Annotated in this window: 16 protein-coding genes; 12 read left to right on the top strand and 4 right to left on the bottom strand. The window is 52.9% G+C overall.

Annotated features, from left to right (window positions below):
* Nucleotides 1-107 precede the first annotated feature (107 nt).
* Nucleotides 108-1,706, top strand: a complete 1,599-nt coding sequence (locus ACN0YN_RS16870; protein ID WP_417386199.1) for an OprO/OprP family phosphate-selective porin — start codon at nucleotides 108-110, stop codon at nucleotides 1,704-1,706.
* A gap of 61 nt (nucleotides 1,707-1,767) precedes the next feature.
* Nucleotides 1,768-2,220 (top strand): hypothetical protein, encoded by a 453-nt coding sequence (locus tag ACN0YN_RS16865; RefSeq protein WP_417386198.1) that lies wholly within the window; start codon nucleotides 1,768-1,770, stop codon nucleotides 2,218-2,220.
* A gap of 72 nt (nucleotides 2,221-2,292) precedes the next feature.
* On the opposite strand, the gene ACN0YN_RS16860 is transcribed toward ACN0YN_RS16865, so the two are convergent.
* Entirely contained in the window at nucleotides 2,293-5,439 is a 3,147-nt protein-coding gene (locus ACN0YN_RS16860; RefSeq protein WP_417386197.1) for an efflux RND transporter permease subunit, read from the bottom strand.
* A gap of 72 nt (nucleotides 5,440-5,511) precedes the next feature.
* Nucleotides 5,512-6,837, bottom strand: coding sequence for an efflux RND transporter periplasmic adaptor subunit (locus tag ACN0YN_RS16855; RefSeq protein ID WP_417386196.1), 1,326 nt, complete (start codon nucleotides 6,835-6,837; stop codon nucleotides 5,512-5,514).
* Nucleotides 6,838-7,123: 286 nt separating this feature from the next.
* Here ACN0YN_RS16855 and ACN0YN_RS16850 point away from each other — a divergent pair, with 286 nt between their 5' ends.
* On the top strand, nucleotides 7,124-8,986 hold the full coding sequence (locus tag ACN0YN_RS16850) for a TolC family protein (protein WP_417386195.1): 1,863 nt from the start codon (nucleotides 7,124-7,126) through the stop codon (nucleotides 8,984-8,986).
* A 172-nt stretch (nucleotides 8,987-9,158) separates the two neighbouring features.
* Nucleotides 9,159-10,625, top strand: coding sequence for a type I 3-dehydroquinate dehydratase (locus ACN0YN_RS16845; protein WP_417386194.1), 1,467 nt, complete (start codon nucleotides 9,159-9,161; stop codon nucleotides 10,623-10,625).
* Nucleotides 10,626-10,634: 9 nt separating this feature from the next.
* Here the strand turns inward: ACN0YN_RS16845 and ACN0YN_RS16840 are convergent, their stop codons facing one another.
* Complete coding sequence (locus tag ACN0YN_RS16840) at nucleotides 10,635-12,836, bottom strand: heavy metal translocating P-type ATPase (protein ID WP_417386193.1); 2,202 nt, start codon at nucleotides 12,834-12,836, stop codon at nucleotides 10,635-10,637.
* Nucleotides 12,837-13,077: 241 nt separating this feature from the next.
* Here ACN0YN_RS16840 and ACN0YN_RS16835 point away from each other — a divergent pair, with 241 nt between their 5' ends.
* The 8 genes from ACN0YN_RS16835 to ACN0YN_RS16800 all read left to right on the top strand — a co-directional run bounded on the left by ACN0YN_RS16835 (nucleotide 13,078) and on the right by ACN0YN_RS16800 (nucleotide 24,750).
* Entirely contained in the window at nucleotides 13,078-14,175 is a 1,098-nt protein-coding gene (locus ACN0YN_RS16835) for a M24 family metallopeptidase (RefSeq protein WP_417386192.1), read from the top strand.
* Nucleotides 14,176-14,573: 398 nt separating this feature from the next.
* Nucleotides 14,574-15,077: an acetyl-CoA carboxylase biotin carboxyl carrier protein gene (gene accB / locus ACN0YN_RS16830; protein ID WP_417386191.1), complete on the top strand. Its 504-nt coding sequence runs from the start codon at nucleotides 14,574-14,576 to the stop codon at nucleotides 15,075-15,077.
* Nucleotides 15,078-15,170: 93 nt separating this feature from the next.
* A complete protein-coding gene (accC, locus tag ACN0YN_RS16825; protein ID WP_417386190.1) occupies nucleotides 15,171-16,508 on the top strand; it encodes an acetyl-CoA carboxylase biotin carboxylase subunit in 1,338 nt (445 codons plus the stop codon).
* A 220-nt stretch (nucleotides 16,509-16,728) separates the two neighbouring features.
* Nucleotides 16,729-17,763 carry a 6-phosphofructokinase gene (locus tag ACN0YN_RS16820; RefSeq protein WP_417386189.1) on the top strand — a complete coding sequence of 345 codons (1,035 nt, stop codon included), beginning with the start codon at nucleotides 16,729-16,731 and terminating at the stop codon, nucleotides 17,761-17,763.
* A 429-nt stretch (nucleotides 17,764-18,192) separates the two neighbouring features.
* A complete protein-coding gene (locus tag ACN0YN_RS16815; RefSeq protein ID WP_417386188.1) occupies nucleotides 18,193-19,809 on the top strand; it encodes a family 16 glycoside hydrolase in 1,617 nt (538 codons plus the stop codon).
* Between the two features lie 75 nt (nucleotides 19,810-19,884).
* A complete protein-coding gene (locus ACN0YN_RS16810; RefSeq protein WP_417386187.1) occupies nucleotides 19,885-22,953 on the top strand; it encodes a PVC-type heme-binding CxxCH protein in 3,069 nt (1,022 codons plus the stop codon).
* 64 nt (nucleotides 22,954-23,017) lie between these two features.
* Nucleotides 23,018-24,073, top strand: a complete 1,056-nt coding sequence (locus tag ACN0YN_RS16805; RefSeq protein ID WP_417386186.1) for a C45 family autoproteolytic acyltransferase/hydolase — start codon at nucleotides 23,018-23,020, stop codon at nucleotides 24,071-24,073.
* Nucleotides 24,074-24,096: 23 nt separating this feature from the next.
* On the top strand, nucleotides 24,097-24,750 hold the full coding sequence (locus ACN0YN_RS16800; protein ID WP_417386185.1) for a tetratricopeptide repeat protein: 654 nt from the start codon (nucleotides 24,097-24,099) through the stop codon (nucleotides 24,748-24,750).
* A 32-nt stretch (nucleotides 24,751-24,782) separates the two neighbouring features.
* Here ACN0YN_RS16800 and ACN0YN_RS16795 read toward each other — a convergent pair whose 3' ends face one another.
* A complete protein-coding gene (locus ACN0YN_RS16795; RefSeq protein ID WP_417386184.1) occupies nucleotides 24,783-26,324 on the bottom strand; it encodes an FAD-binding oxidoreductase in 1,542 nt (513 codons plus the stop codon).
* Nucleotides 26,325-26,341: the final 17 nt, after the last annotated feature.

The following is a 26,341-nucleotide window of genomic DNA, read 5'->3' as shown; positions in this document are numbered from 1 at the left end:
GATAAGCCTCTGTAAGGACCATATTGTTTCTGCAGGGTGGCAGGGACAGTGATCAAACGTCAAATCAGCCCGAAACGGATAGCGGGCCCTTCACATCAGGGATGAAGATGCGCAAATTCATAAAACTGGCAGGAATTCTCCTGCTGCTGGGAACGATGTTCCGTCCGCCAATCGTTCAGGCAGAAGACACAAAAATCAGTTCCGAGCAACTCGAGCGACTGTTAAACCGACTGGAACAGGCTGAAAAACGGATTCAGGAACTGGAAGAATCCAAATCCGAAGAGAAACCAGTAACGCCGCCTCCATCTCCTTCACCATTTCGTGAGGTGCCTCCCCAGCTGGAGCGAGCCTCGGGGGGACTGGACGATTCCGAAGAGATGCTGATTAATAATTACACTGATGACTCAGGCTCACCCGCCTTTGAGACTCGGCTCTCGACACTGGAAGAGGACTGGAAAAAATTCTCCGAGTCCGAGAAGGAGAAAAAGGCAAAAGATGCATCCAAGGCAACTACGATGAAAATCACGGGGCGAATTCATCTCGATGGTTGGAATTTCTCTAACAGTACTCCCGGAATTGCTGCATTCAATAATCCAGCTGATCCCATGGATCCGGAAAATAATTTAGAGTTTCGTCGGTTGCGTCTGGGTTTTGCTGGAGACATCAAGGACAACATGCTCTACAAGCTGGAGTTTGATTTTGATGATGCCAATGACCCGACGATCAAAGATGCTTACATCGGGTGGAATGATCTGCCTGTCTTCCAGACGCTGTTAATCGGTAACCAGAAGCGTCCGCTGGGTATGGACCACCTCAACAGTAGTCGATTCAACTGGTTCCTGGAACGTCCACTGGTGATTGAAGCGTTCAACCAGGATGCCCGACGTCTGGGGATCGCCGCTTATGGTGTTTCAGAAGAGGAAACCTGGAACTGGCGGTATGGTATCTATGAACTGGAAAACATTGCCAATGACTCAGGGTATGCTGGGGATGCCGGTCAATACAGTATCAACGGTCGTCTCGCGGGGACTCCCTGGTATGATGAAACTTCAGGTGGACGTGGTTACCTGCATATTGGTATTGCCGACATGTGGGCGAAGCCGGACGGAGATCCAAGTGCCACTGCTTCAAATAACAATGAAGCCCGTTTCCGTACCCGTCCTGAAGCGCGGACAGGGAGCGTACGCTGGCTGGATACAGGTGCGATTGCCGGAGCTGACTGGTTCAATACCCTGGGGCTGGAAGCGATGCTGACAGTCGGATCGTTCTCTGTGGTCAGTGAATACCAGGTGACCTACGTAGGGCGTGGCGCTACGGGACCAGACTTAACCTTCGAAGGTGCCTATGTTGAAGCCGGTTACTTTCTGACGGGTGAATATCAGCCGATTAACCGCAGGACTGGAACAATTGACCGGATCAAACCTCTGGAAAACTTCTTCTGGGTTAATACCTGTGATGGCGAAACCGGCGGTGGCTGGGGTGCCTGGCAGGTCATCGCCCGTTATTCCTACCTGGATCTGTCAGATGGAAATGTAACGGGGGGTGATGAAAGGAACTTCACCGCTGGTCTGGTCTGGTGGTGGAATTCGCATGCCCGCATGCAGTTCAACTACATCCATGCCCAAATTGATGACCGTGGCCCGATTGATGGTTACACAGGCGGTCGATCAGACATCTTTGGTGCTCGTTTCAGTGTTGACTTCTAAACTCGATGCACTTTCAGCGATGGACATTATTTAACGATTAAACTCTCAGGAAGTGAGTATTATGAAATATTTTGGAATTGTTCTGCTGGCTGTTACGGTCAGCCTGTCGGGCGGGGCTCAAAGCTCGGCTGAGTTGAAGTCAGGGGCTCCCTGCTGTGACAAGGTGAATGGAACCTGTAACAGCAACTGCTGTTCACACGGGTGCAAAACCTGTCGTCTGTATATAGAGACGTTAAAAGTGAAAAAGCACTGCTTTAATATTGAGTGCAAAGACATCTGTATTCCACCCGTACGCTTCCCCTGGCAGAAATGCTGCGAACTGAAATGTGGAAAAATCAAAACGGTTCGTGTGCTGAAGAAGCATGAATACACGTGTGAAAAATGCGGGTACAAATGGGATATAGAAAACCTGTGTGGTGCCTGCTCGACGGGGAACTGTGAAACCACATTGCCTCCCGCCGTCAAGTCAGCTGCCCAGCCACCTCTGGCACCGGCGACTGCTGTCAGAAAGTAGTATTTACCAGATAGATTCGTTTCAGTCGGGGACAGACTTCGTGTCCCCGCTGAAACAGGTAATGTGGATCTCTCAAGCCGCCGGTTTGACTTTGCGGCGATGTACCAGTGAATAAATACAGGGTACCAGAATCAGTGTGAGCAGGGTTGAGACAACCATGCCACCCAGCAGAGCACGGGCCAGCGGGATCATTGCTTCATTGCCCGGCGCGAACTGGAATGAGAGAGGGATCATCGAGGCAACCAGCGTCAGGGACGTCATCAGGATCGGTCGTAAACGCACCTGTGCAGCTGACAGTGCCGCTTCTCGGGGGGAGAGTCCTTCGTCACGACGACGATTGGCAAATTCAACAAGTAAAATCGAATTGTTGACGACTACGCCAATCATCATCAGGGTCCCCATCAATGACTGAATATTGATGTAGGTATCCGTCAGGAACAGAATCAACAGTACGCCACCCAGCCCCAGGGGAACCGCAAGCATGATGATCAGTGGGTCCACGAACGAGCGAAACTGCGCCATCAATACCAGGTAGACCAGGACCCCGGCGACCAGCAATCCCATCCCCAGCAGATTCATGCCTGTCTGCATGTTTTCGACAGGTCCCCGTAGTGATGTTGAGACCCCATTTTCGAATTCCAGCTGGTCCAGTGCGTTTCTGATATCCTGGGCTACAGAGCCGATGTCTCTGCCCGCCACGTTGACGTAGACATCGTTGACTCGCGAAATATTGTAGTGTGCGATCTCTCCTGGAATAGTAACCCGCTCGATAGTGGCAATATTGGATAAGGGGATGGTCACGGGACCATCGGGGGTATTGAGTGAGAGGGGGATGTTCCGGATTTCATCGAGCGTCTGAAATTCGTTCGATTTGTATTGCACTCCCATGAAAAAGTCGACACCCGATTTCGGATCAATCCAGATTGTGGGAGAATAGCCGACACTGGATCCGAGAGCCGTTAATACCGTCTGGGCGACTTCTTCCTGATCGACCCCCAGGTACTTGGCGCGGGTCCGATCTACCTGAATATCAAATTGAGGATAGTCCAGCGACTGTGCAATCTGAACGTCCTGGGTGCCGGGAATCTGCTGAACCACTTCGACAATTTTTTCAGCGGCATTTCTGCACTGGTCCAGTGTTCCCGCTGCGACCTGGACATTGATCGGGGTGGGAACACCTTCATTCAAAGCCAGATTAATGATCCCTCCGGAGACGAACAGAAATTGTTCCATGGGATATTTTTTCGCCAGCTTTGCACGCAGTTCCTGGATGTAATCCTGCGTACTCACAGAACGTTTTTCCTGATTCAGATTGACGATCAGATATGCGGTATCAGGTCCCGAATTGGAACTGAGTACGGTTGAGAACCCGGCCCCTTTTCCGACAGGCAATCCGATATTGGCGATGAGCGTTTCAATTTCTTCTGGTGGAATTACTTCTTTCACGGTCTCTTCAATACTGGCAACCAGCTTTTCCGTTTCGTTTAATTCGGTGCCAGGCAGAGTTTTGATGCGGATCTCAAACGTTCCCGCATCGACGTCAGGAAAGAGTTCAGAACCGATCAGAGGCCAGAGCAGGAACGATGTGCCGATGCCGGCTACGATAATCAGGCCGCTCAGAGCCGGTGCTTTCAGAATGCCATTCAGGAAATGCCCGTAGAGACCGTGTGGTTTCGTGTCCGATTCACTGTCGGTTGTCTGTGTACTGGTCTGCCCCTTACGGAAGCGTTCCCGAACGAAGGTGGCACAAAAGGCAGGCACGACTGTTAACGCCAGAATGTAAGAGGCACCGATGGTAAACGTAGCCGCCAGTGAGAGGGGAGCAAAGAGGTATTTGATCATGCCTGTCAGGAAGACAGCCGGCAGAAAGACAGCCAGCGTGGTGATGGTTCCCGCCAGGATTGCACCGGAGACTTCGATGGTGCCTTCCCGGGCGGCTTCGAGGGGGGACTTCCCCATTCGCTGGTGACGAATAATATTCTCAACGACAACAATTCCCGCATCCACGACCGTCCCGATGGCCAGGGCAATACCGCCTAGAGTCATGACATTAATGGTTTGTCCGGTAAACGCAAAACCCAGCCCGCCAATCAGAATGGATAATACGATCATGGAAACAATAATGAATGTCGGTAACAGTCGACGCAGAAATATAAACACGACGACAGCCACCAGCAATGCTCCCAGTCCGACCTGGCTGTAAAGGTTGGACATGGCTTGCCTGATGTAATGTGACTGATCTGAAACGAGGGTGACCTCCGTGGCTTCCGGGATATCGCCCCGTTCTTTCATTTTGGGTATTTCAGTTGAAATCCCGTCGTAAATGCGATCGACGACTGCAATCGTATTTTCGCCGGGTTCCCGTAGCAGGGGACAGTAAACACTGCGTTTTCCGTTGACTCTGACGATATTATATTGCAGAGCCGCATCGTCTTTAACTTCGCCGAGATCGCGAATAAAAATCGGACGTCCTTCTCGTACGGCGACGGGAATTGCTTCGATTTCTTCTGTGGTAGGCAGGGTATTTCTGGGATGAATCTGATAGTCCATGCCTCCCAGTCGTGCGGTTCCTGCTGCCAGGACCAGGTTCGATTTTTTCAGGGCATTCACGACATCGGTCGTGCTGACGTGGTAAGCCTGAAGCTTTGCCGGATCGACATACACCATCATCTGGCGAAACTTTCCTCCAAACGGGTGTGGGATCTGGACGCCTTTCAAGCCTCCCATTTTGTTGCGGACCGCGTAATAGCCGATGCTGTACAGCTCGGATTCACTCAACCCTTCCCCTGAAATCGCAGCAAGCACCACAGGCAGGTTGGAAGGTTCGCTGCGCAGTGTGAAAGGCCATTCGATGCCGGGAGGCAAATGGAACATGTCGCTCGCTTCCAGATTGACGATATCATTCATGGCTGAGCTGGGATCAGCACCCGCCTGGAAGAAAATTTTAATGACCGCAGCGCCGGGTACCGTTCGCGATTCCTGGTGTTCTATTTTTCCAGCCAGTGTCAGTGCGCGTTCCACCCGGGATGTGACGGATTTTTCCATGTCCAGAGTGGGCAAACCCGGGTAGGAAAAAAAGCTGACAACAACGGGTTTTTTGAAGTCCGGTAGAATATCGATTGTGATTCCCGGAATGACGGCGGCACCAAGCAGACACAACGCGATGGCACCTGCCAGCACTGCGTATCGGTTTCTGAGTGAAAAATTAATGAGTCCCATAACGCCCGCACCTTCTTGTATGTCACTGATTAAAAATGGTTACCACTACTGACGGAATCAGTAGAGTGGTCGTCATTGGAGGGGAGCAACTTTGTCACCCGATTTAAAGCGTTTCAAATGGGCATCAACGACTTTCTGGCCAGGTTCGAGTCCCGACAGAATTTCAATCGAGTTGCCATTATCCATGCCTGTGGTTACCGGGATGACAGAAACAATGTCATTCGAGACGGCATACACAAAGGCTTTCCCCGATTCGAAGCGGATGGCTCTGGCGGGCAGCATGTTTGCTGCTGCGGGAGCACCCAGTGAGATCGTTGCCTGCCCAAACATTCCGGGGATGAGCTTTCGGGAAGGGTTGGGCACTTCTGCTTCGACCAGCATCGTGCGGGTATGGGGATCCAGTTTTCCCGTAAAGCGGGTGACAGTGACTTTCAGTACTTCCTCAGCCGGAAAAGAAGGGAAGCTCAGCTGGATGACATCGCCTCGACTGATGAAGGCGGCATCGATTTCAGGAACGGGGATCTCCACGCGGACTTTCTCAATCTGGTCGATCTCAAATAGTGGTTCACCTTTTCCGACTTCATTTCCTTCCCGCACGAGGTCTCCCGGATTGACGGTGCGTCCCGTGATCATCCCGGAAAAAGGCGCTTTGATGTTGGCGTAATTCAACAGAACATCCAGCTCTTCAAGTTGATGCCGTGCGATGGAAGTTTGTGATTTTGCGACCTGCAGATCAGCTTCGGCAGATTTCTGTTTTGCCCTGGCGACCACTACATCGGCGCTGGCAGAGTTAATGGCAGAAGTCATAGTCTGCTGGTTGGCCAGTTCGGAATCGCGTTTTTTGCGCACTTCATCCAGAACGCGACTCTCCAGTGATCGGCGCTGGACCAGGTCATTCGTCCTGGAAAACTCTGCTTCCGCTGCTGCGACGAGCGCCTTCGTGCGGTTGAGTTCCGACTTTGCCTGTGACAGTCTTGCCTCGGCGGACTGTACGTTGGCCAGACTGAGTTGAATTCCTGCCTCAGCCCGTTTTTCTTCGGAGTCACATTGCGCGATGCGCGCTTCCATGATCTGACGCTGTTTCTGCAACTCCGGGACATCGATCACGGCCAGGATCGTTCCCTGTTTCACGTAGTCGCCGATTTCAGCTTTGACTTCTTTGACGTAGCCACTGACCTTTGCTCGAATCTCTGTCTGATAGAAAGGCAGGATCGTAGCAGGTTGGGTCGTGGTTCTGGCGATCTGTTCCTGTGTCATGGAAATCATCTCAACGGGAACGGGTTGAGATGTTTTTTTCAGGTGTGTGACATCAGTTTCAACAGAGCAACCCGTCAATCCAGCAGCCAGCGAAAGCGCGCTAATGCTGAGACTCATCATCAGGGCATGGTGTGACTTCATGTACATTTGACCTTTGGGTTCAGGAAATGTGTGGGAAAAGCATAAATCTACCATTGAAAACAGGCAGATTATAGATGGACACACGGCAATTGAAGCAGTTTTTCGGGTATTTAATTGGAAAGCCTTCCTCGGGCCGCAAAGTCAACGCAGGTGGAATAACGGTTTCAGGTCTTGCAAATCGTAAGCGAATTGAGGGGCGTTTTCGTAAATGGGCGGGTTTTTTTGCCGATATAATCGAGACAGGAAGTGTAAATAGCTAAATCGCCAAAACACGGAAGGTTTTACAATGGGTCAAGGGAGGAGCAGGTTATGGATTGGATTCGGGCTGGCCTGTCTGACTGGTTGCTCGACGGTTCAAACAGCTTTCACCGGCTCTGCAGATGATCGGCCTGATGTTCCCCGTCGCGCATCGATTCTGGCCGAGAATGAGCTCGGTGATGGGATATCGGCGCGTCCTTCCCGCAATACACGGTACCTCACAAAGAAAAAAGCCAGCCTGGTCAGTTTAAGACCCCGTGTTCCTGCAGCAGTTGCCGCGGTTGAGACCCGTGAGCACGAGATTCCTGCGTTGTCATCCGAACAGATCAAGATGGTTGATCATGAGATAAAGTCACAATCTCCATCAGCAGTACCAGCTATCGGAACTTTGACCGTCAATGGTCGTACATACCGGGTGCAGCTACAGGAGGAAGTTTTGAAACCTGCTGTTCCTGATGTTGTGACCACGGCTTCAGGTAGCCTGCCACCTGCTCCGGCGACACTGCCTGTGACGGATTTTGATTCATTGGAATTGTCACCATCGGAATTAACGCCGACCGCCGAGGAGACTCTGCGTCTCAATTTACCGACTGCCTTATCGATGATTGGTGGAGAACATCCTGTCGTCGGTTTTGCGCAATGGCGGGTACAGGAAGCGTATGCCAGACTCGATCAGGCGAATGTACTCTGGCTGCCTTCCATTCAACCCGGATTCAGTTTTGATCGGCATGATGGAAATCTGCAACCCAGCGATGGCTCGATTGTGGATGTCAATCGAAATTCATTTCAGTATGGTTTAGGAGCAGGAGCGACCGGAGCCGGCACGACTCCAGTCCCTGGTCTGGTTGCCCGGTTTCATCTGGCTGATGCCATTTTTCAACCCGAGATTGCTGAGAAGACTGCCTGGGCCAGAGGGCATGCTGTTGACAGCGCACTGAATGAGCAACTGTTTAAAGTTGCGTCTGCGTATCTGGAATTACTTGAGTCTGAACAGAACTTGCGGATTCTGGAAGAGACCCGGAATCATACTTCCGGTCTGGCGAAGCTGACCCATGACTACGCAGCGACAGGTCAGGGACTGCAGGCTGATGCAGATCGAATGAAAACAGAGTTGACCCTGGATCAGAATCGCGTGGTGACGGGGCGTGAGCGAATCGCACTAGCCTCGGCACGACTTTCAGAAACACTCAGCATTGATTCCGGACAGCTGATTCAGCCACTCGATTTCACCGTGGTACCACTGGAGCTGGTAAATCCGGAACTTGATAAGGGGACGCTGATCAGCACCGGTCTGGCGAATCGTCCGGAACTGAAAGAGGCCCAGACTCTGGTTGCGGTCGCTTGTGAGCAGTACAAACGACAGAAATATGCCCCGTTCATCCCCAGTGTCCTGTTGGGATTCAGTACCGGCGGCTTTGGTGGAGGTTTGAGTGACAGCCTGAGTGATGTGGGAGGCCGTTACGACTTTGATGCATTGGTGACCTGGGAAATTCGGAATCTGGGCTTTGGAGAAGGGGCAGCCCGCCGAGAGACGCAGGCACAGATCGAACAGGCAAAGTTCCAGCAGATCAAAATGCTTGATCAGGTTGCACGCGAAATTTCAGAAGCCCAGACTCAGGTGAAGCATCGGGCGGAAAGCATTCGAATAACGCGAAACGGAATCAAAGCAGCGGAAGAATCCTATCAGAGAAATCTGAGTCGAATTCGTGATGGGCAGGGGCTCCCCATTGAGGTATTGCAGTCTGTCAGAGCTCTGGAATCAGCACGTCGTGCTTACCTGACTGCCGTCGTCCAGTACAATCAGGCGCAGTTTCGATTGCAGTGGGCGCTGGGCTGGCCTGTGTTTGATCCATCAGAGCCGGTTGCGAATGCTCCAGGTTCTGCGATGTAAACTGGAACAGCGGTTCTCCATCCAGCGGCATCGGAAGTGGGGGAATCAATCGAAGAGGATTATTTCTTCCTTTCAATACTTTGCAAATCTGGCATAATTAATGGACTCTGGATCTGGTTACGCCGCTCGGACAGTAATCGCTCAACTCAGTTCCCTTTGATTGTGTGACATCATGATTTGTATTTCTGTGACTCCGGAATCCCGTAATTTTGCCAAGGTGGATATTCTGAACGCCGCCGCCCAGTGCGACCTGGTGGAGCTCTGCCTGGATCGACTGATCAAGACTCCCGATATCGGCGACATGATTTCCGGCTTCGATACGCCGATCCTGGTTTCCTGCCGACGCCCGGAAGACGGCGGGCAGTTCAAAGGAACGGAAGCAGAACGCGTCCAGCTGTTGAAGCAGGCGATTATTGCAGAACCGGCCTATATTGAACTGGATCTGGAAACTGCAAAACAAATTCCCCGCTTCGGAAAAACCAAACGGGTCATCAGTTATACCAGCCTGAAAAAACCACTGTCGCAGGTCGATGATATTTTTGACGAAATGGCGGATGCGAAAGCCGACGTGGTGAAATTCACCTGGCCGACACCGACACTGCAGACTGCGTGGCCTCTGCTGGCGACGATCAGTCAGAAACGGGACATCCCGGTCGTTGGTCTGGGACTTGGAGCAGCCGGCATTACGTTTTCACTGCTGGGCGTGAAGTATGGCAGCCCCTGGATTTATGCAGCGCTTGAGAAAGGGATGGAAGCGTTTGAAGGACAGCCTACAGTAGCGGAACTGAACGAGGTTTATCACTACCCGAAGATTTCGGCGAAAACCCGGTTCATCGGCGTTGCGGGGCTGGGAGTCGCCGAGCGGCGGACGATTGAAGTCTTCAATAAAGCATCAGAGCAACTCGGGCTGGATTATGTCTGTCTGCCTCTGGTGATCAATGATTTCAAGCAGGTACACAAGATGCTGGGGATTCTGAAAATCCGTTCGCTGGTGGTGAGTCCGCGGATGGGTGAGTTCATTCTACCCCTGGCGGAGCATCTGGAAGAGTCTGCTGAAAAGACCGGCTACGGAGATCTGCAGCTCAATCAGCCCGATGGCTGGCACGCCTACGATACCGTCAGACGCAGCGCGATCAAGAGTCTGGAAGCGACGCTGGAGAAGAAATCACCCGGATCTAACTCCGCTTTTCAGCGAAAAAATATTCTGGTGCTGGGGCAGAGCGGACTGACAAAAGCGGTGGTTCACAGCCTGACGCAGCAGGGGGGAGTTGTGAGTGTGACGTCGCAGAATGATAAAGCGGCTCAGGGGATTGCTCGTGCTTTTGATGTGCGCTACGTTCCGTTTGCCAATCTGTACGATACGCTGTCTGATGTGGTGGTGCAGACTGATCCTGAATTGAAACTGGGACACGGGAAAACGGAACTGAATCCTTCGTATCTGCGGGAAAGTATGACCGTCATGGATATCAGTCAGTTACCCGAATCGACCGAACTGATGCGGGAAGCGGAGAACAGAGGCTGCGAAATCGTGTGTGTGGATGATGTGTATCGCAGACAGCTTTCACAGATTTTCAAAGCGATCACTGCTGCCGAGATACCGGATGAAGTCTTCGAAACCCGCAGTGAATATACGCGTTGATTTCAGAGATCAGCTTTTCTCAGGCACGTTGATCGCAGGAGACTGCAGCAGTCGCAGTCCGTTGAAAATCACCAAGATTGAGGCACCCATGTCGGCAGCGATCGCTGCCCAGAGGGAGGCGTGGTTCATCAGCATCAGCAGCACGAACAGGATCTTGATGCTCAGGGCAAAAATGATGTTCTGGCGAATGATGGTCAACGCGCGGCGTGAATGATTGATTAACCAGGGGATTTTAGTGAGATCATCGGTCATCAGAGCGATGTCTGCCGATTCGATGGCGACATCACTGCCGGCCGCTCCCATGGCGATGCCCAGACTGGCGCGACTCATCGCAGGGGCATCGTTGACGCCGTCCCCCACCATCGCCACATATTCATATTCCCTTACCAGGGATTCAATCACAGAGACTTTGTCTTCCGGCAGCAATTCAGAATGTACCTGATCCATGCCGACTTCGTCGGCGACGGCCTGCGCAGTGCCCGCATTATCTCCGGTGAGCATCACCAGTTGTTTGATGCCTGCCTGATGCAGGTCTTTGACGACAGCCGCTGATGTCTCGCGCACTTGATCCGCCAGCGCAATGAATCCACAGACGTGCGTCTCGTTTCCGATGACCACCACCGTCTGACCGGCGTTGGATAACGCTTCCAGCTGCTGATGTACTTCGGCGGTTTCTTCTTTTCGTTCTTCCAGATAACGATGCGAGCCCAGCCAGAACTCTCTGCCGTCAATAGTAGCTGTGGCGCCTTTGCCTTGAATGATCTGGTAATCTTCCGCAGCCTGATAGGAGACCTGCTGTTCTTCCGCTGCGTCCAGAATGGCAATGGCCAGGGGGTGGTTACTGTGTGCTTCCAGCGCGGCTGCCCGTTCGAGTAACTCGGCTTCGTTGTGTCCATTCAGCGGGACGATTTTGGTGACCACTGGTCTGCCTTGCGTGAGTGTGCCTGTCTTATCCAGTGCCAGAGCTTTCAGATGGGCAGGGGTTTCGACAAAGACGCCCCCTTTGATCAGCACGCCATTTCTTGCTGCTGCAGCCAGCGCGGCGACGATACTGACGGGGGTGGAAATCACCAGAGCACAAGGACAGGCGATGACCAGCAGGACCAGCGCACGATAGACAGCGTTATCCCAGCTGACCTGAAACAGGGTGGGCAGAGAGATGAGAACGAGCAACGCGAGTGCCATCACGATGGGTGTGTAGACTTTAGCAAATTTTTCGACCCAGAGTTCTGAAGGAGCCCGCTTCGACTGGGCTTCTCCAACCATGCGAATGATCTGGGCCAGGATGGTGTTTTCCGCCAGCTTGGTGCATTTCGCTTCCAGCAGGCCATCGCCGTTGATGGTGCCGGCATAGATTTCATCCGTCTCCCGTTTGCCAACCGGAATGGATTCACCGGTGATGGGAGCCTGATTGACTTCGCTGTTTCCTTTAAGAACTTCGCCATCGAGGGGGATTTTTTCTCCGGGACGAATAATAAACGTGGTGCCGACTTCAACCGATTCGGCGTCGACCGTGATTTCCCTGCCTTCTGCATCGCGTACGCGGGCGATGGGTGTGGAGAGATCCATTAAAGCAGCGACCGCACGTCGCGCGCGGCCGACACTCCAGGCTTCGAGCAGTTGAGAGAAGGCAAACAGGAAAGCGACGGCAGCCGCTTCAAACCATTCATCGATACAGAGCGCGCCAATGACGGCGGTAAACATCAGCAGGTTCATGTCGGGGCGCAGACGTTTCAGCGCAAACCAGGCTTTCGGCAGCACAAACCAGATACCCGCAATGATGGCGGCCAGATATTGCAGGCGAACTGGCAATGGCATCGCACCATGCGCCGTCTGTTCCGCTCCCAGAGCTGCACCGAAGCTGCCGGTCAGAAAGACGTGTGTCAGAAAAGCGGTTCCCATGAAAGCGCCGCTGAGAGTGGTCAGGATGGTTCTGCCCTGGCGAGACCAGAAAGTCCCTTTCTCCGACTGTTTTGCGTCTTCGTTCCAGAGCTCGGCACTCATGCCGGTCTGGCTGATGGTTTGCATGATCGATTCGGCAGAGACGTTTTCCGACTGAGAGCGGACCGTCATTCTTCGGTTGAGTACATCAAAGAACAGATGTTCTTCACCGCCGACCAGAGGCGAGAGTTCCCGCTTGAGTATGGTCACTTCTTCGACGCAGTCCATATCCTGAATTTTAAAAATCAGTTCGTCGGTTTGTTCATTCATACAGAATCGATATTCAGAAGAGTACGTGTGGAATCAGATGAGAATTCAAAGGTTCGTTCTGTAAAATCATAGCACCTCAAACCGGGAAACTGAAAGTTCGGTTTTTTTTCTTCGCAAAATTCTGCTAAAAGAGATAAGATCCGCCATGACCGTTTTAACCGGCAAATTTTAAATCGATGAAAACCATACAGTCCGGTGTTTCCAGCAGGTCACCGACTGACACCATTAATGAAGGACCATCATGAGTAAAGATTATCTGGCCGTTCGCAGGAAGAAGTTGATTTCACAACTGAAGCGCAGGGGCGCCGAGGCGATGCTGATTACCAGCGAAACGAATGTGACTTATCTGACCGGGTTCAGCGGGGATTCGAGTTACCTGTTGATCGGCAAAGGGCAGACGGTGTTAATCAGTGACGGGCGGTACACGACCCAGCTGGAAGAAGAGTGTCCCGATCTGGATGTCTACATTCGCAAAGCGACCGAGTCGATGATCACGGCGGTGGAGCAGGTGCTCAAGAAATCGCATCTGCCCAAACTGGGATTTGAAAGCCATATCGTGACCTGCGAACAGCTGGATGCCATGAGCGGAATTTCCCCCGCCGCCCAGTGGATCCCGATAGCGGGTCTGGTCGAAGAACTGCGGATGATCAAGGATGCTTCCGAAATCCAGGAGATTCGTGAAGCGATCGAGCAGGCACAACGCGGTTTTGAAGTCTTTCGGGCGATGCTGACGCCTGAGATGACGGAACTGCAGGGAGCCCATGAGCTGGAACACGCGATGAGAAGGTTTGGAGCCCGTCAGGCGGCCTTCGATCCGATTGTCGCTGTGGGAGAACGGGCAGCCCTGCCGCATGCGATGCCGACCGAAAAGCTGATTGCGGACTCACCCTTTCTGCTGGTGGACTGGGGCGCAATGACTCAGAAAGGCTACCGCAGTGATCTCACCCGGATGATTATTCATGGGAAACCACCGGCCAAACTGAAAAAAGTGTATCAGACTGTTCTGAAGGCACAGCTGGCGGCAATCAAAGCGATCCGACCCGGAGTGCTCTGCCGGGACGTGGATCGTGTGGCGCGAGCCGTGATTGAGAAGGCGGGTTTCGGCAAACAGTTCACTCACAGCCTGGGACATGGAATCGGCCTGGACATTCACGAAGGGCCGCGCCTGGGGGGAAATGTGCCGACGGAACTGAAACCGGGCATGATCGTGACGGTCGAACCGGGCATCTATCTCCCTGGCTGGGGAGGTGTGCGGATCGAAGATGATGTACTGGTGACCCGGAATGGAAATGAAGTTATGACCAGTGTCCCCAAAGAGTATGAATCGGCAATACTCTGAGTGAAAGCGATAAAAATAGTGTTCGGATGTGTGTTGGTTGCGGTGGGGTTCTAATTTGGATCATGAGGTCACCTTAAATGATCGTTAAAGGTATTAGGACAGGAACTTACGTTGCAGGGGTTTTGTCGGGAAAACGGGCAGCGTTGTGCCCGATTTTATTGGAGAAACTCTCCTGTTACTCTTGGTTTTCTGATGTGATTTGGCTTAGAATCTGAATCTTAACATGTCAGGCGGGGTAGAGCGTGCGCGCCAGTCGTCAGCGTTTGGACCCTTTCCCCATATCGTCAGTCAAAGAGTGAAAACCTGGAACGTGTTGCTGAAGGACGTTTATGTCAATCCGTCCTCTTTACAGCCGGCAATGCGAGTGCAGCTTGAGAATACGAAATTAAGGTAGGTCAATGGCAAAAAACGAGGTGCCGAAAGGCGAGCCTTTCGATTTGGAAAAACTTCAGACTCTGTTTGAAATGATGGAAAAGCACGGATTGACCGAGGTTAATCTGAAGCGCGGTGAAGAAACCTGGAAGTTGCGTCGCGGACCGCAGGAAACGATCTCAATGGTTCCCGCCTCGATGCCGCATGCGGTGCCTGCTCCCATGGCAGCACCGGCTGCTCCTGCAGCAGCTCCCGCGCCTCCGACCGAAGCGGCACCTGCTGCTGACGCTGGTCCGGTCATCAAGAGCCCGACCGTGGGGACCTTCTATGCCTCTCCGAGCCCTGACGATCCACCGTTTGTCAGCGTAGGTTCTAAAGTGGGTTCTGATACCATTGTCTGTATCGTCGAAGCGATGAAAGTATTCAATCAGATTCCCGCTGAGATGAATGGCACGATTACGGAGATTCTGGTCAAAGATGGCGAAGCGGTCGAATTCGGCCAGCCTCTGTTCCGAATCTCTCAAGGCTGAAGCCTGCTATCGTAGAAAGTTCGCGATCAGGCAGGTCATGCCGTTGCGTTCAGAAACTCAGATGAAGTGTCCTTATTACCAAGTCAAAAACACATGTTTCAAAGAATACTGGTTGCAAACCGAGGTGAGATCGCACTGCGAGTGATTCGTGCCTGTCGTGAAATGGGAATCGAAACTGTTGCGGTTTTCAGTGAAGCAGATCGGGGCGCACATTATCTCTCGCTGGCTGACGAGGCCATCTGCATTGGACCGCCGGCTGCGACTGACAGCTACCTGATGATCAATCGAATCATCAGTGCCGCTGAAATCGGTAACGTGCAGGCCATTCACCCCGGTTACGGGTTCCTGGCAGAAAACGCCCACTTCGCGGAAGTCTGCCGGAGCTGTAATATTGAATTCATCGGCCCGCCTCACGAAGCGATGGCCCAGCTCGGTGATAAGGTCTCTGCCCGGGAAATCGCCAAAGCGGCTAACGTGCAGGTTTCACCGGGAACCGAAGGTCTGGTGACCGACGAAGCAGAAGCATTGCGTGTGGCCCAGGAAATCGGTTACCCCGTGCTGATTAAAGCGACCGCCGGCGGTGGTGGTAAAGGGATGCGGGTGGCCCGCAATGACATCTCGCTGAAAGCGGGCCTCAAAGCAGCTGCTGCCGAAGCGGAAGCCGCTTTCAAAAATTCCGGCGTCTACATTGAAAAATACATTGAAAATCCACGGCACGTCGAAGTGCAGATTATGGCGGACAATCACGGCAATGTGATTCACTTGTGGGAGCGTGACTGCAGTCTGCAGCGTCGTCATCAGAAGCTGGTCGAAGAGAGCCCGGCTCCTAACCTGCCTCAATCGGTTCGTGAAGACATTTGTAAAGCCGCCTGTCGTCTCGTTTCGACAGCCGGTTACACCAACGCGGGTACCGTCGAGTTTCTTGTCGGACCTGACAATGAGTTTTACTTCATCGAAGTCAATGCCCGTATCCAGGTCGAACACCCGGTCAGCGAACTGGTGACCGGCATCGATTTGATCAAACAGCAGATCCGTGTCGCTGCCGGCGAAAAACTGGAGCTGAAGCAGAAAAATGTCCCCTGCCAGGGCTCTGCGATCGAACTCCGTATCAATGCGGAAGATCCCGAAAATGATTTTCGCGGATCACCAGGCAAAATCACAAAGTTGCGGGTTCCCGCCGGTCCTGGAGTCCGGTTTGACTCGCATATTTACGAGGGGTACACCGTGGGCCCTTATTACGATTCTCTGATTGGCAAGCTCATTGTCCACCGACCGACGCGTGAAGAGTCGCTGGCCTGCATGAGACGCTGCCTGGATGAGTTCGTGATTGAAGGGATCAAGACCACCATTCCCCTGGCGAAGAAGATCTTTAATCACTCGGCGTTCATTGAAGGTAAGGTCGATACCACGTTTATCGAACGGACCTGGTAAATCGTTCCCAGAGATTAGTGCGACAGACATTCGGTCGTTTTGTATTGTAGCAGACCTGCGGGCATTCACTTCGCTCATCCGCCAGGGGTCCTGTGTCGGCAAAACGCTCCGGTTTCGGAAGCGAAGTTTCGCTCACTTCCTATTGTAAGCTGGTCATATTTTGAGTCTCTCAAGCAAAGTCAGAGACGTTACTTTTTTGAAAACAGGTACAGGTAGAATAATGAGAGTTGGTATTTTAACGGGTGGTGGAGATTGTCCTGGTTTGAATCCGGTGATTCGTGGCGCCGTACGCGTCATCTGCAATGCAGGCGGCGAAGTCTATGGTCTGCTGGAAGGCTGGCGGGGTGCGATTGAAGGTAACTACATCGAACTGACTTCTGAAAATACAGACGACATCATTTTCAAAGGGGGAACCATCCTGGGATCTTCCCGTACCAACCCTTACAAAAATGAAGAAGAAGATGTGCCTAAGGTACTCGCTACACTGGAAAAGCTGGGCCTGGACTGTCTGATCGCCATCGGTGGTGACGACACACTGGGCGTGGCCAGCAAACTCTGGAGCGATCATAAAGCACCTGTGATCGGCTGCCCTAAAACCATCGATAACGACCTGAGTTCCACCGACGTGACCTTCGGTTTCGATACTTCGATTAACATCGTGATGGAAGCCGTTGACCGTCTGCGAACCACTGCCGAATCACACCGTCGTATTATGGTTGTCGAAACCATGGGACGACACGCAGGCTGGATCGCGTTGTTCTCCGGTCTGGCAACCGCCGCCGACTACACGCTGGTCCCCGAGATTCCCATCGAAATGGATCGCATGGTCGAAGTGCTGAAGAAGCGTCGTGCGAACGGCAAACTGTACGGCATTGTGATTGTCAGTGAAGGCGCTCAGTTCAACGAAGAAGAAGGCGTAACCACTCAGGACGGCGAAGTCGATGATTTCGGTCACGTCAAACTGGGCGGCATCGGCGAAACCGTTGCGAAAATGATTGAAGACCGCACCGGATTCGAAACCCGACACGTTACCCTGGGTCACCTGCAGCGTGGCGGTTCACCAAGTGCCGCAGACCGCGTGCTGGGAACACGCTGTGGCGTTCACGCCGGCTGGCTGGCTCTGAAGCATCACTTCGGTTACATGGTCGCGTTGCGGGGAACACAGATTGTTCCCGTCGCACTGGCAGATGCTGTCGGCGAAATGCGAGCCCTCGAAAAGAACTTCCTCGATGAAGCAGAAGTCTTCCTGCAATAAACGGGAACACCTCCATCGAGAACAAGAGACCTGGCGCTGGCAACAGCGCCTTTTTTATGCGCTGATCGCAGTCATCAGCACCTGAGAATCGTACTCATACAGAAAGTGCATCCTGAATCGGGTAGCCCTGGATGTAATCCGGGGGTGTCGCAGACAACGGGAAACTGTCTGGTTCAGACACATGGGTAACACACGTTCGGACACATGGGTAACACTCTCGCTCTATTGGCTGTAATTTCTTAACAATCCTGTCTATTTCGTAATCTCCGCTTTCACGCTGGATTATCGTAGCTGCGTCTGTTTAAGATAGTAGGACTGACTCAAACCAGCTCTTTTTATCTGTAGCCTGTATTCTTCAGAAACCAGCTGCAGCCTGCCAGAGCGAATCACAACGGTTCTCAACGACTTGATATTCTCCCGGAGGGATTAATGACACTACAGCGCTTGCTTCGCATTCACACCTCACTGTTTCTGACTCTGTTCTGTGTCGCTCTGTTATTCAGCCCTCAGCCCGTCGACGCGGGTGATAAAGGTTTCAAGCCGATCTTTGATGGTAAGACGCTCGACAACTGGGACGGTGATCCCCGTTTCTGGTCGGTCGAAGATGGGGCGATCACCGGGCGCACGACTGCAGACAACCCGACCAAAGGCAACACGTTCATAATCTGGCAGGGGGGAACGCCGGCTGACTTTGTACTGAAACTGAAATACAAAATCATCGGTCACAATTCGGGCGTGCAGTACCGCAGCTTTAAGTTACCCAATGCGGCAGACAAATGGCGCGTAGGCGGTTATCAGGCTGATATGGAAGCCGGCGATAAGTATTCCGGGATTCTGTACGAAGAACGAAAGCGGGGCATCCTGGCCCTTCGCGGACAGAAAACCGACATCGAAAAAGGGAAAAAAATTGATGTCGTCGGTTATCTCGGCGATACGAACGAAATCCAGAAGAAGATCAAAAAAGAAGACTGGAACGATTACGAAATCATCGCCCGCGGCAATCATCTGATTCACAAAATCAATGGCGTCGTGACAGCTGATGTGACCGACAACGATCCCGAACAGCGCCGCGCTGACGGCATTATCGCCTTACAGCTGCACGCTGGTCCTCCGATGGTTGTACAGTTCCGTGATATCGAACTGAAGGAACTGCCGGCTGGCGACCAGACTTCTTCCACGGACGGCGCTAAAAAAAAAGTAGTGCTGATCGCCGGTAAGAAGAGTCACGGCTACGGTGCTCACGAGCATCGTGCCGGTTGTATGCTGCTGGCTGATGCGTTGAAAAAGAGTGGCCTGGATATTGAAACCATCGTTGTCACGGAAGGCTGGCCTGAAGATGCCAGTGTGCTGGACGACGCCGACTCGATTGTGATCTACTGCGATGGTGGCGGACGTCATCCTTACAATGATCATCTGGATGAACTCAGCAGACTGGCCGAAAAAGGTGTAGGCATGGTAAACCTGCACTATGGTGTGGAAGTTCCTAAAGGTGCTTCCGGCGATGCTTTTCTGCGCTGGATTGGCGGATACTTTGAAGAATGGTGGTCGGTCAATCCACACTGGACCGCCGACTACAAGAGCCTGCCCGATCATCCCATTTCGCATGGCGTGAAACCCTTCAGCATTAATGATGAATGGTATTACCACATGCGGTTTCAACCTGAAATGAAAAATGTGCAGCCGATCCTGACGGCTGTTCCTCCCAAAGAAACATTGAAACGTCCTGATGGTGCTCACAGCGGTAATCCTGATGTGCGGAAAACCATCGGGCAGCCTCAGCATATGGCGTGGGCCTACGAACGTCCGGACGGAGGTCGCGGGTTTGGGTTTACCGGCGGTCACTTTCACTGGAACTGGGGCCATAACGATTTTCGCAAACTCGTATTGAATGCGATTGCCTGGACGGCGCACGCGGAAGTCCCTTCGCAGGGAGTGGAATCGGCGCCTGTCACAGTCGAACAACTGGAAGCCAATCAGGATTACGAAAAACCGGACAACTTTAATCCTGCCCGGATTAAAGCATTGCTGAAAGAGTGGAATCAATAAACAGACTTTGATTAAAATGACTGATTGACACAGACCCGGGACAGCAACTTGAATCAATAAAAGGAAACTGACTCCATGAAGTACCGTTGGCTTGCCATCATTCCCGCCCTGCTGCTGAATACCAGTGCCGCGACCTCTTTTGTCTCTGCTCAGACCGAACATGATCCGAAGCAGGCCGTTCCCAGTCTGACGGTGGCCCCCGGTCTCAAAGCGACGCTGTTTACTTCCGAGCCGCGTATCAGCAGTCCGTCCAGTATGGACGTGGATTCACAAGGGCGTGTCTGGATCTGTGAAATCGTCAACTATCGCGCCGGTCTGCGTGATATCTCCACTCGCAAAGAGGGGGACCGGATCCTGATTCTGGAAGATACAGACGGCGACGGCAAAGCCGACAAGACGACCGTTTTTTACCAGGGCAATGACGTCAACGGTTCACAGGGGATTTGTGTCTTAGGGAACAAAGTGATTGTCGCTGCTTCCCCGAATGTGTTCCTGTTTACCGACGAGAACAACGACGGCAAAGCCGACAAGAAAGAACTGCTGTTCAAAATCGCGGGGGGCGAGCACGATCACTCAGCCCATACATCCATCTTCGGACCGGACGGCAAACTGTACTGGAACTTTGGAAACAGCGGTAAGCAGGTCTTCGATGCTGAGGGCAAACCGATCCTGGAACGCAATGGAAAGCCTGTCATTGATAATGGCAAACCTTACTGGGGCGGCATGGTATTTCGCTGCAACCTGGACGGTTCTGACTTTGAAGTACTCGGTCACAACTTCCGAAACAACTATGAAATCACCGTCGATTCTTTCGGCACCCTCTGGCAGTCCGATAACGATGACGACGGCAACCGGGGTGTTCGCATTAACTACGTGATGGAATTTGGGAATTACGGTTACCTCGATCAACTGACGGGGGCCCGCTGGAATTCGCCACGTACGGGCATGCACGACGAAATTCCTCTGCGTCACTGGCATCTTCGCGATCCGGGTGTCGTACCAAACCTGCTGCAGACCGGAGCCGGCTCACCGACGGGCATCTGTGTTTACGAAGGCTCTCTGCTGCCGGAAAAATACCGGGGTGAAGTCATTCACTCAGACGCTGGTCCGAATGTGGTTCGCGCCTATCCCGTGAAAAAAGATGGTGCCGGCTACGAAGCCGAAATCGCGAACATTATTACCAGCGAACAGGACAAATGGTTCCGTCCCTCCGATGTCTGTGTTGCCCCCGATGGTTCGCTGTTCGTCGCCGACTGGTATGATCCGGGTGTAGGCGGTCACCGGATTGGCGATCAGGAGCGGGGTCGCATTTTCCGGATTGCTCCCGCTGATGCGAAGTATGTCTTCGACAAACTGGATCTGAGTACGGTCGAAGGTGCGATTGCCGGCATCAAAAATCCGAACCTGGCGCGACGTTATCTCGCCTGGAATGCACTGCACGCCCTGCAGGATCAGGCACAACCTCAGCTGGAAGAACTCTATCAGTCTGACAACCAGAGGAACCGCGCTCGCGCCCTCTGGCTGTTGGCCGGCATCAAAGGGAAAACCGGCGAATATGTATCCCGGGCGATTCAGGATAAAAATTCTGACATTCGGATTACCGGTCTGCGTGCCGCCCGCCGTTACAAGCAGGATGTGATTCCGTATGTCAGTCAACTGGTGAAAGATCCTTCGCCTCAGGTGCGTCGTGAATGCGCAATCGCATTACATCACAACAAGTCGCCCGAAGCAGCCGCCCTGTGGGTCACGCTGGCAGATCAGTATGACGGTAAAGATCGCTGGTACCTGGAAGCACTGGGGATCGGCATGGATGAGCAGGAACAGAAATTCCTGACCGCCTGGCTCAAACAGGCGGGCGACAACTGGAATACACCGGTCGGCCGTGATCTGATCTGGCGTTCCAAAATTCCAATGGCGGTTCCTTACCTGGTCAAAATTATTGAAGACCCGAATACCGAACTGGACACTCTGCCGCGTTACTTCCGGGCTCTGGACTTTATTCCGGGCAAGGAAAAAGGTGCCGCTGTCGCAGAGCTGGCATTGCTGAAAGAACCGCAGAATAAAAAACGTGAAACCTATATCATCGCGGAAGCGATTTCCCGTATGCCCGCCAACACGGTCATGCAGGATGCGAAATACAAACAGGCGCTCGCCCAGGTCATCGACAGCAGTCGGGGGACTCCCGAGTTCATTATGCTGGTTCAGAAGTTCAAAGCTGCGGACTATTATCCCGAACTGGTGGCAATCGCTGCACACGCCGGCAAGTCCCAGACATCGGTGGACGCGATCCGCGCTGCTTTGAGTCTGAAGCTGAATAAGTTGATCCAGAAGTCTCTGGACAACAAAGCCGATACGGAAAAAGAACAGAATCAGAAACTCGATCTGATCTGGGCTCTGGGAAATGCAGGGCACAACGGTGCGAACGGGATCCTGCTGAAGCTGATCACCAACAAAGAGGAGCCGCTGGTGGATCGACGGGAAGCCGTCCGTGCGATTGCCAAATCCCGCTCGGGCGCCCATGCGTTGCTGGATCTGGCTGAGAAAAAGGACTTTGATCCCCAGTTGAAACAGACGGTCGCCGCAGCGATGTCGTCGACGATCATGAAAGATGTCAAAGAGCGGGCTGCGAAAATCTATCCGGCTCCTCCCACCAAAGACAACAAGCCTCTGCCTCCGATCAATGTGCTGGCAAGCATCAAGGGGGATAAGCTGGATGGTCGGGTGATGTTCAACACGAAGGGGACCTGTGCCAAATGCCATGTCATTAACGGCATGGGGAAAGAAGTTGGTCCGAACCTGTCAGAGATCGGCAAGAAGCTGAGCCGCGAAGCGCTGTTCGAATCGATCCTGTTTCCCAGTGCAGGCATCAGCCACAACTTCGAATCGTACACGGTGGTCCTGGCCTCGGGGAACGTGGTGAATGGCCTGCTGGTCAATAAGACTGACGATGCAATCACGATCAAGGATGCCGAAGCGATTTCGCGGACCTTCAAAATGGAAGACGTCGATGAAATCATTCAGCAGAAAGTATCACTGATGCCAGCCGACCTGCAGAAAGTGCTCACCCAGGAAGAACTCGTCAACATCGTCGAGTACCTGACCACACTCAAGCAGGCCGAGCCCATCAAAAAAGCCAGCCGGTAAGTATGAGTCATAAGAAGGCGCTCTTCTTTCGTCTCTACGTGGTATCGAAACATGCAGGGTGACAATGTCTGACTCAAGCCGTTATCGTGAGATTGAAGTGACCGGTACGCCGCTGGAAATGGGGCAGCAGACCGGTGAGGCGGCGCGGGAGGAGATTGCCGGTTTTTGTGAACTGGCTCTGGATCGGCTGCGGGAGATGCTGGATGTCAGCAGTCAGCAGGCGCGGGCGCATGCGGAGCACTGTCTCTCTTACGCGGAAGAGTACAGTGCCGATTCCGTCGCAGAACTGCAGGGCATCGCGGAAGCGACGGACCTCCCGTTCTGGAAAATCATGCTGCTGCAGATTCGCAATCAGTTTACACCCGATGCGGACGCGGGTTGTACGTCGCTCAGTCTGCCGGCCACTTCCACGCGGGGGCCGATTGTCGCGCAGAACTGGGACAACGATCCAGCCCTTGATCCGTTTACAATCGTCCTCACCCGCCGACCAGCGGGGAAACCGGCGCTGATGACGGTGACGCAGGCCGGGCTGATTTCTTATGTCGGTTTCAATGATGCGGGCATCGGGGCCTGTCTGAACAGTCTGCCCGCTCCCAGCCGTTCGACGGGAGTGCCTCACTACTTCACGTTGCGTGAACTGTACGAGACAACCAGTCTGGAGGCGGCGGTTCAGGCCATTCGTCGGGCCGAGCGGGCGATCCCTGCGAATATCATGCTGATGACCCCGGAAGGGCCTGCGGATCTGGAAGTGACTCTGGAAACCGTGCAGGTTTTGAGACCAGTGGAAACGAGCTGGATCACGCATACCAATCATTGTCTGCATCCGGAACTGTGTGAGTATAACGAGCAGTTTCCCGAGCTGATCGGTTCGCATCCACGGAAGGCACGCATCGATTCTCTGTTGCAGGCATGTGGCGATGAAATCAGCGTCGACGACATCAAGGCGGCGCTCACCGATCACGAAGGATATCCGCGGTCGTTGTGTCGGCATGTGAACGATGACGCGGACACCGGTTACTGGCAGACTGTGTTTTCCGTGATCATCGAACCGGAACAACAGCGGATGCAGGTTTCGCGGGGAACGCCCTGCAGTTCCAGTTACGAGTTGTACCAGCTTTGAAAAGATGAGAGTTCTTATTCCCTATGAATCACAACGCCGTCCTTAAGCGTGGCATCGAATCGCATACCCAGGGGCGTCTGGAACAGGCGGTTGCCGACTATAGTCAGGTGATCGAGAGTGCCTCGGCTGAGGATACCGAGTTGATGTGCCAGGCCTTATATTATCGGGGATCCGTCTATCAGCAACTGGACAGGTATGACCAGTTGACTGAAGATATGAACCGGATGATCGAATGCCGCGGTGAGGTTTCGGCTGAACTCGTTGCCCAGGCTTATTCGATGCGGGGAGAGTCTTATGCGGCTCAAGGGAAATGGGTGTCAGCGATCGCGGATCATACCACAATCATCGAATCACTGGAGGGGCTGCCAACGGGCATGATACTCAGTGCGCTGTTGTGTCGCGGAAGGCTCTTTGCGGAGCAGGACAGATATGAATCAGCGATCGCCGACCTGACAGCGGTCATCGAGCAGGCGAGTGAACATCGACTGCCGGCCTACTTTCAGGCGGAAGCGTACTGGAATCGCGGGCAGGCTTATTTCGCTCAGGCAGAATATTTCCGCGCTGCACAGGACCTGAACCTGGTAATTTCCAGTCACTGTCTGGGAGCGACAACGCAACAAAATGCAGAGGAATTACTGGCGGAGTGTGAAAAGCAGCTTCGTGAATCATCAGATTGAAATGAACTGTCTTCCTGTCAGGAAGTCGAATATTACCGCTGGTCAATTTCGAGAGAACGCCCATACTTCAGGTAGAACTGATTCTGAAACAGTTCCTGAGGATCATAGACTCTCTTGAGTGCAAAGAACTGTTTTGCCTGCGGGTAGGCTCTGTGAAACTGCTGCGGTGTGGCATGCAGTCGGTAAGGCAGGTAATATCGTCCACCCGCTTGAATGGCTGCATCAATCAGTTCGATAGACAGTTTTTTCATCTGGCGATCCCCCTTGTCGGATCGTGGCTGACTGAACAGCATGACGAATGAAAACAAAGACTGATCGGCATAACGCAGGAAGGTATCTTCATCCACATCGACCTGACGAATCGTGACGTTCAGTAAATCCTGGTGATGACGGGGTATGATCTCGCGGAGTGCGGTCGTGAACTCTGTGAGACCGGCGCGGGGGATAAAATATTCATGCAGGATGTCGGTATAGTCTGCAGAGCGATTCTCGAAAACTTCGACTCCTTCATTAAGTAACTGATTCCGGGAAAAGTAGTTCGGTCTCACGTGTGGCTGCAGTTTTGTTTCTGCCTGCCAGCGTAACTTTTTCCCGTAATCACTGTTGCTGGAGCCTCGGAAGAGGGGACGTCTGATTGCCGCCAGAGGTATCTCTGTGAGTTCGGGTAAAGACTCTGATGGTTCCGGATCACGATAGAAGACAGTGATGATCACATCGTTCAGAAATTGATCGGGCATGATATTCATGCGCGCGAAAGTCATCGCGACATCGGGATCTTCGATCATGGTGTCGAAGGTACTGAGAGCTTGTTCGACGGGGACGGTTGCCTGTTCCAGGCGATAACGTTCGTTGGGGACAATTCGTAAATCGAGATCGAGAATCAGTCTAAACAGTCCATAGCCTCCCAGAGCCAATGAAAACAATTCGGGATTCTCGGTTCGACTGCAGTGGAGAATGCTTCCATCGGCGTGCATCAGGCGAAACGAGTCTACCGACGAGGCGATGGGAGGAGAACCATATTGCCAGCCATGACAGTTCACGCTGACAGACCCGCCGACGGTAAAAGAATGATTCGATTGCATAATCGCGACCGATTTTCCCCGCCGATCGAGCCAGGGAAGGATCTGACTCCATTTGGCCCCCGCCTGGACGTGTAGCAGATTCTGGCATTCATCCAGTTCCATATCGTTAAAGGTCGTCATGTCAACCATGATTCCCCCGGGAACCAGGGTATGCCCGCCCATGCTGTGTCGTGCACCGGCGATAGAAACTGGCACTCCTTCACTCCGGGCTCGTGCAAACAACTGTGCGAGTTGTTTTTCCGCTTCGCGGGGGTTATGGGGAACGGGCCAGACTTCACTGATCTCCGTTGCATTCATCCGGCTGGCATCATCAACAAATCCTGCCTGGGGCGGTTCTCTCTCTTCAGTATCCTTCCAGGCGGTTTTTGCTAAGTGTAATGCTGGTCTCCCGATAAGTGTTATCAACAGTAAAAAGATCAGCAGTGAAATGAGCGCAGTTTTCCGCCATGCCTTGCGTGGCTTTGGCAGTCGGTGTGGAAAGACAGTTCGCATCTGGAAATCCCCCTGAT

The organism is Gimesia sp., from assembly GCF_048260065.1.
In the GTDB taxonomy this organism is placed as follows: Bacteria; Planctomycetota; Planctomycetia; order Planctomycetales; family Planctomycetaceae; genus Gimesia.
The sequence above is the reverse complement of the archived record's forward strand: the minus strand, read 5'-3'. Positions and strand labels throughout refer to the sequence as shown.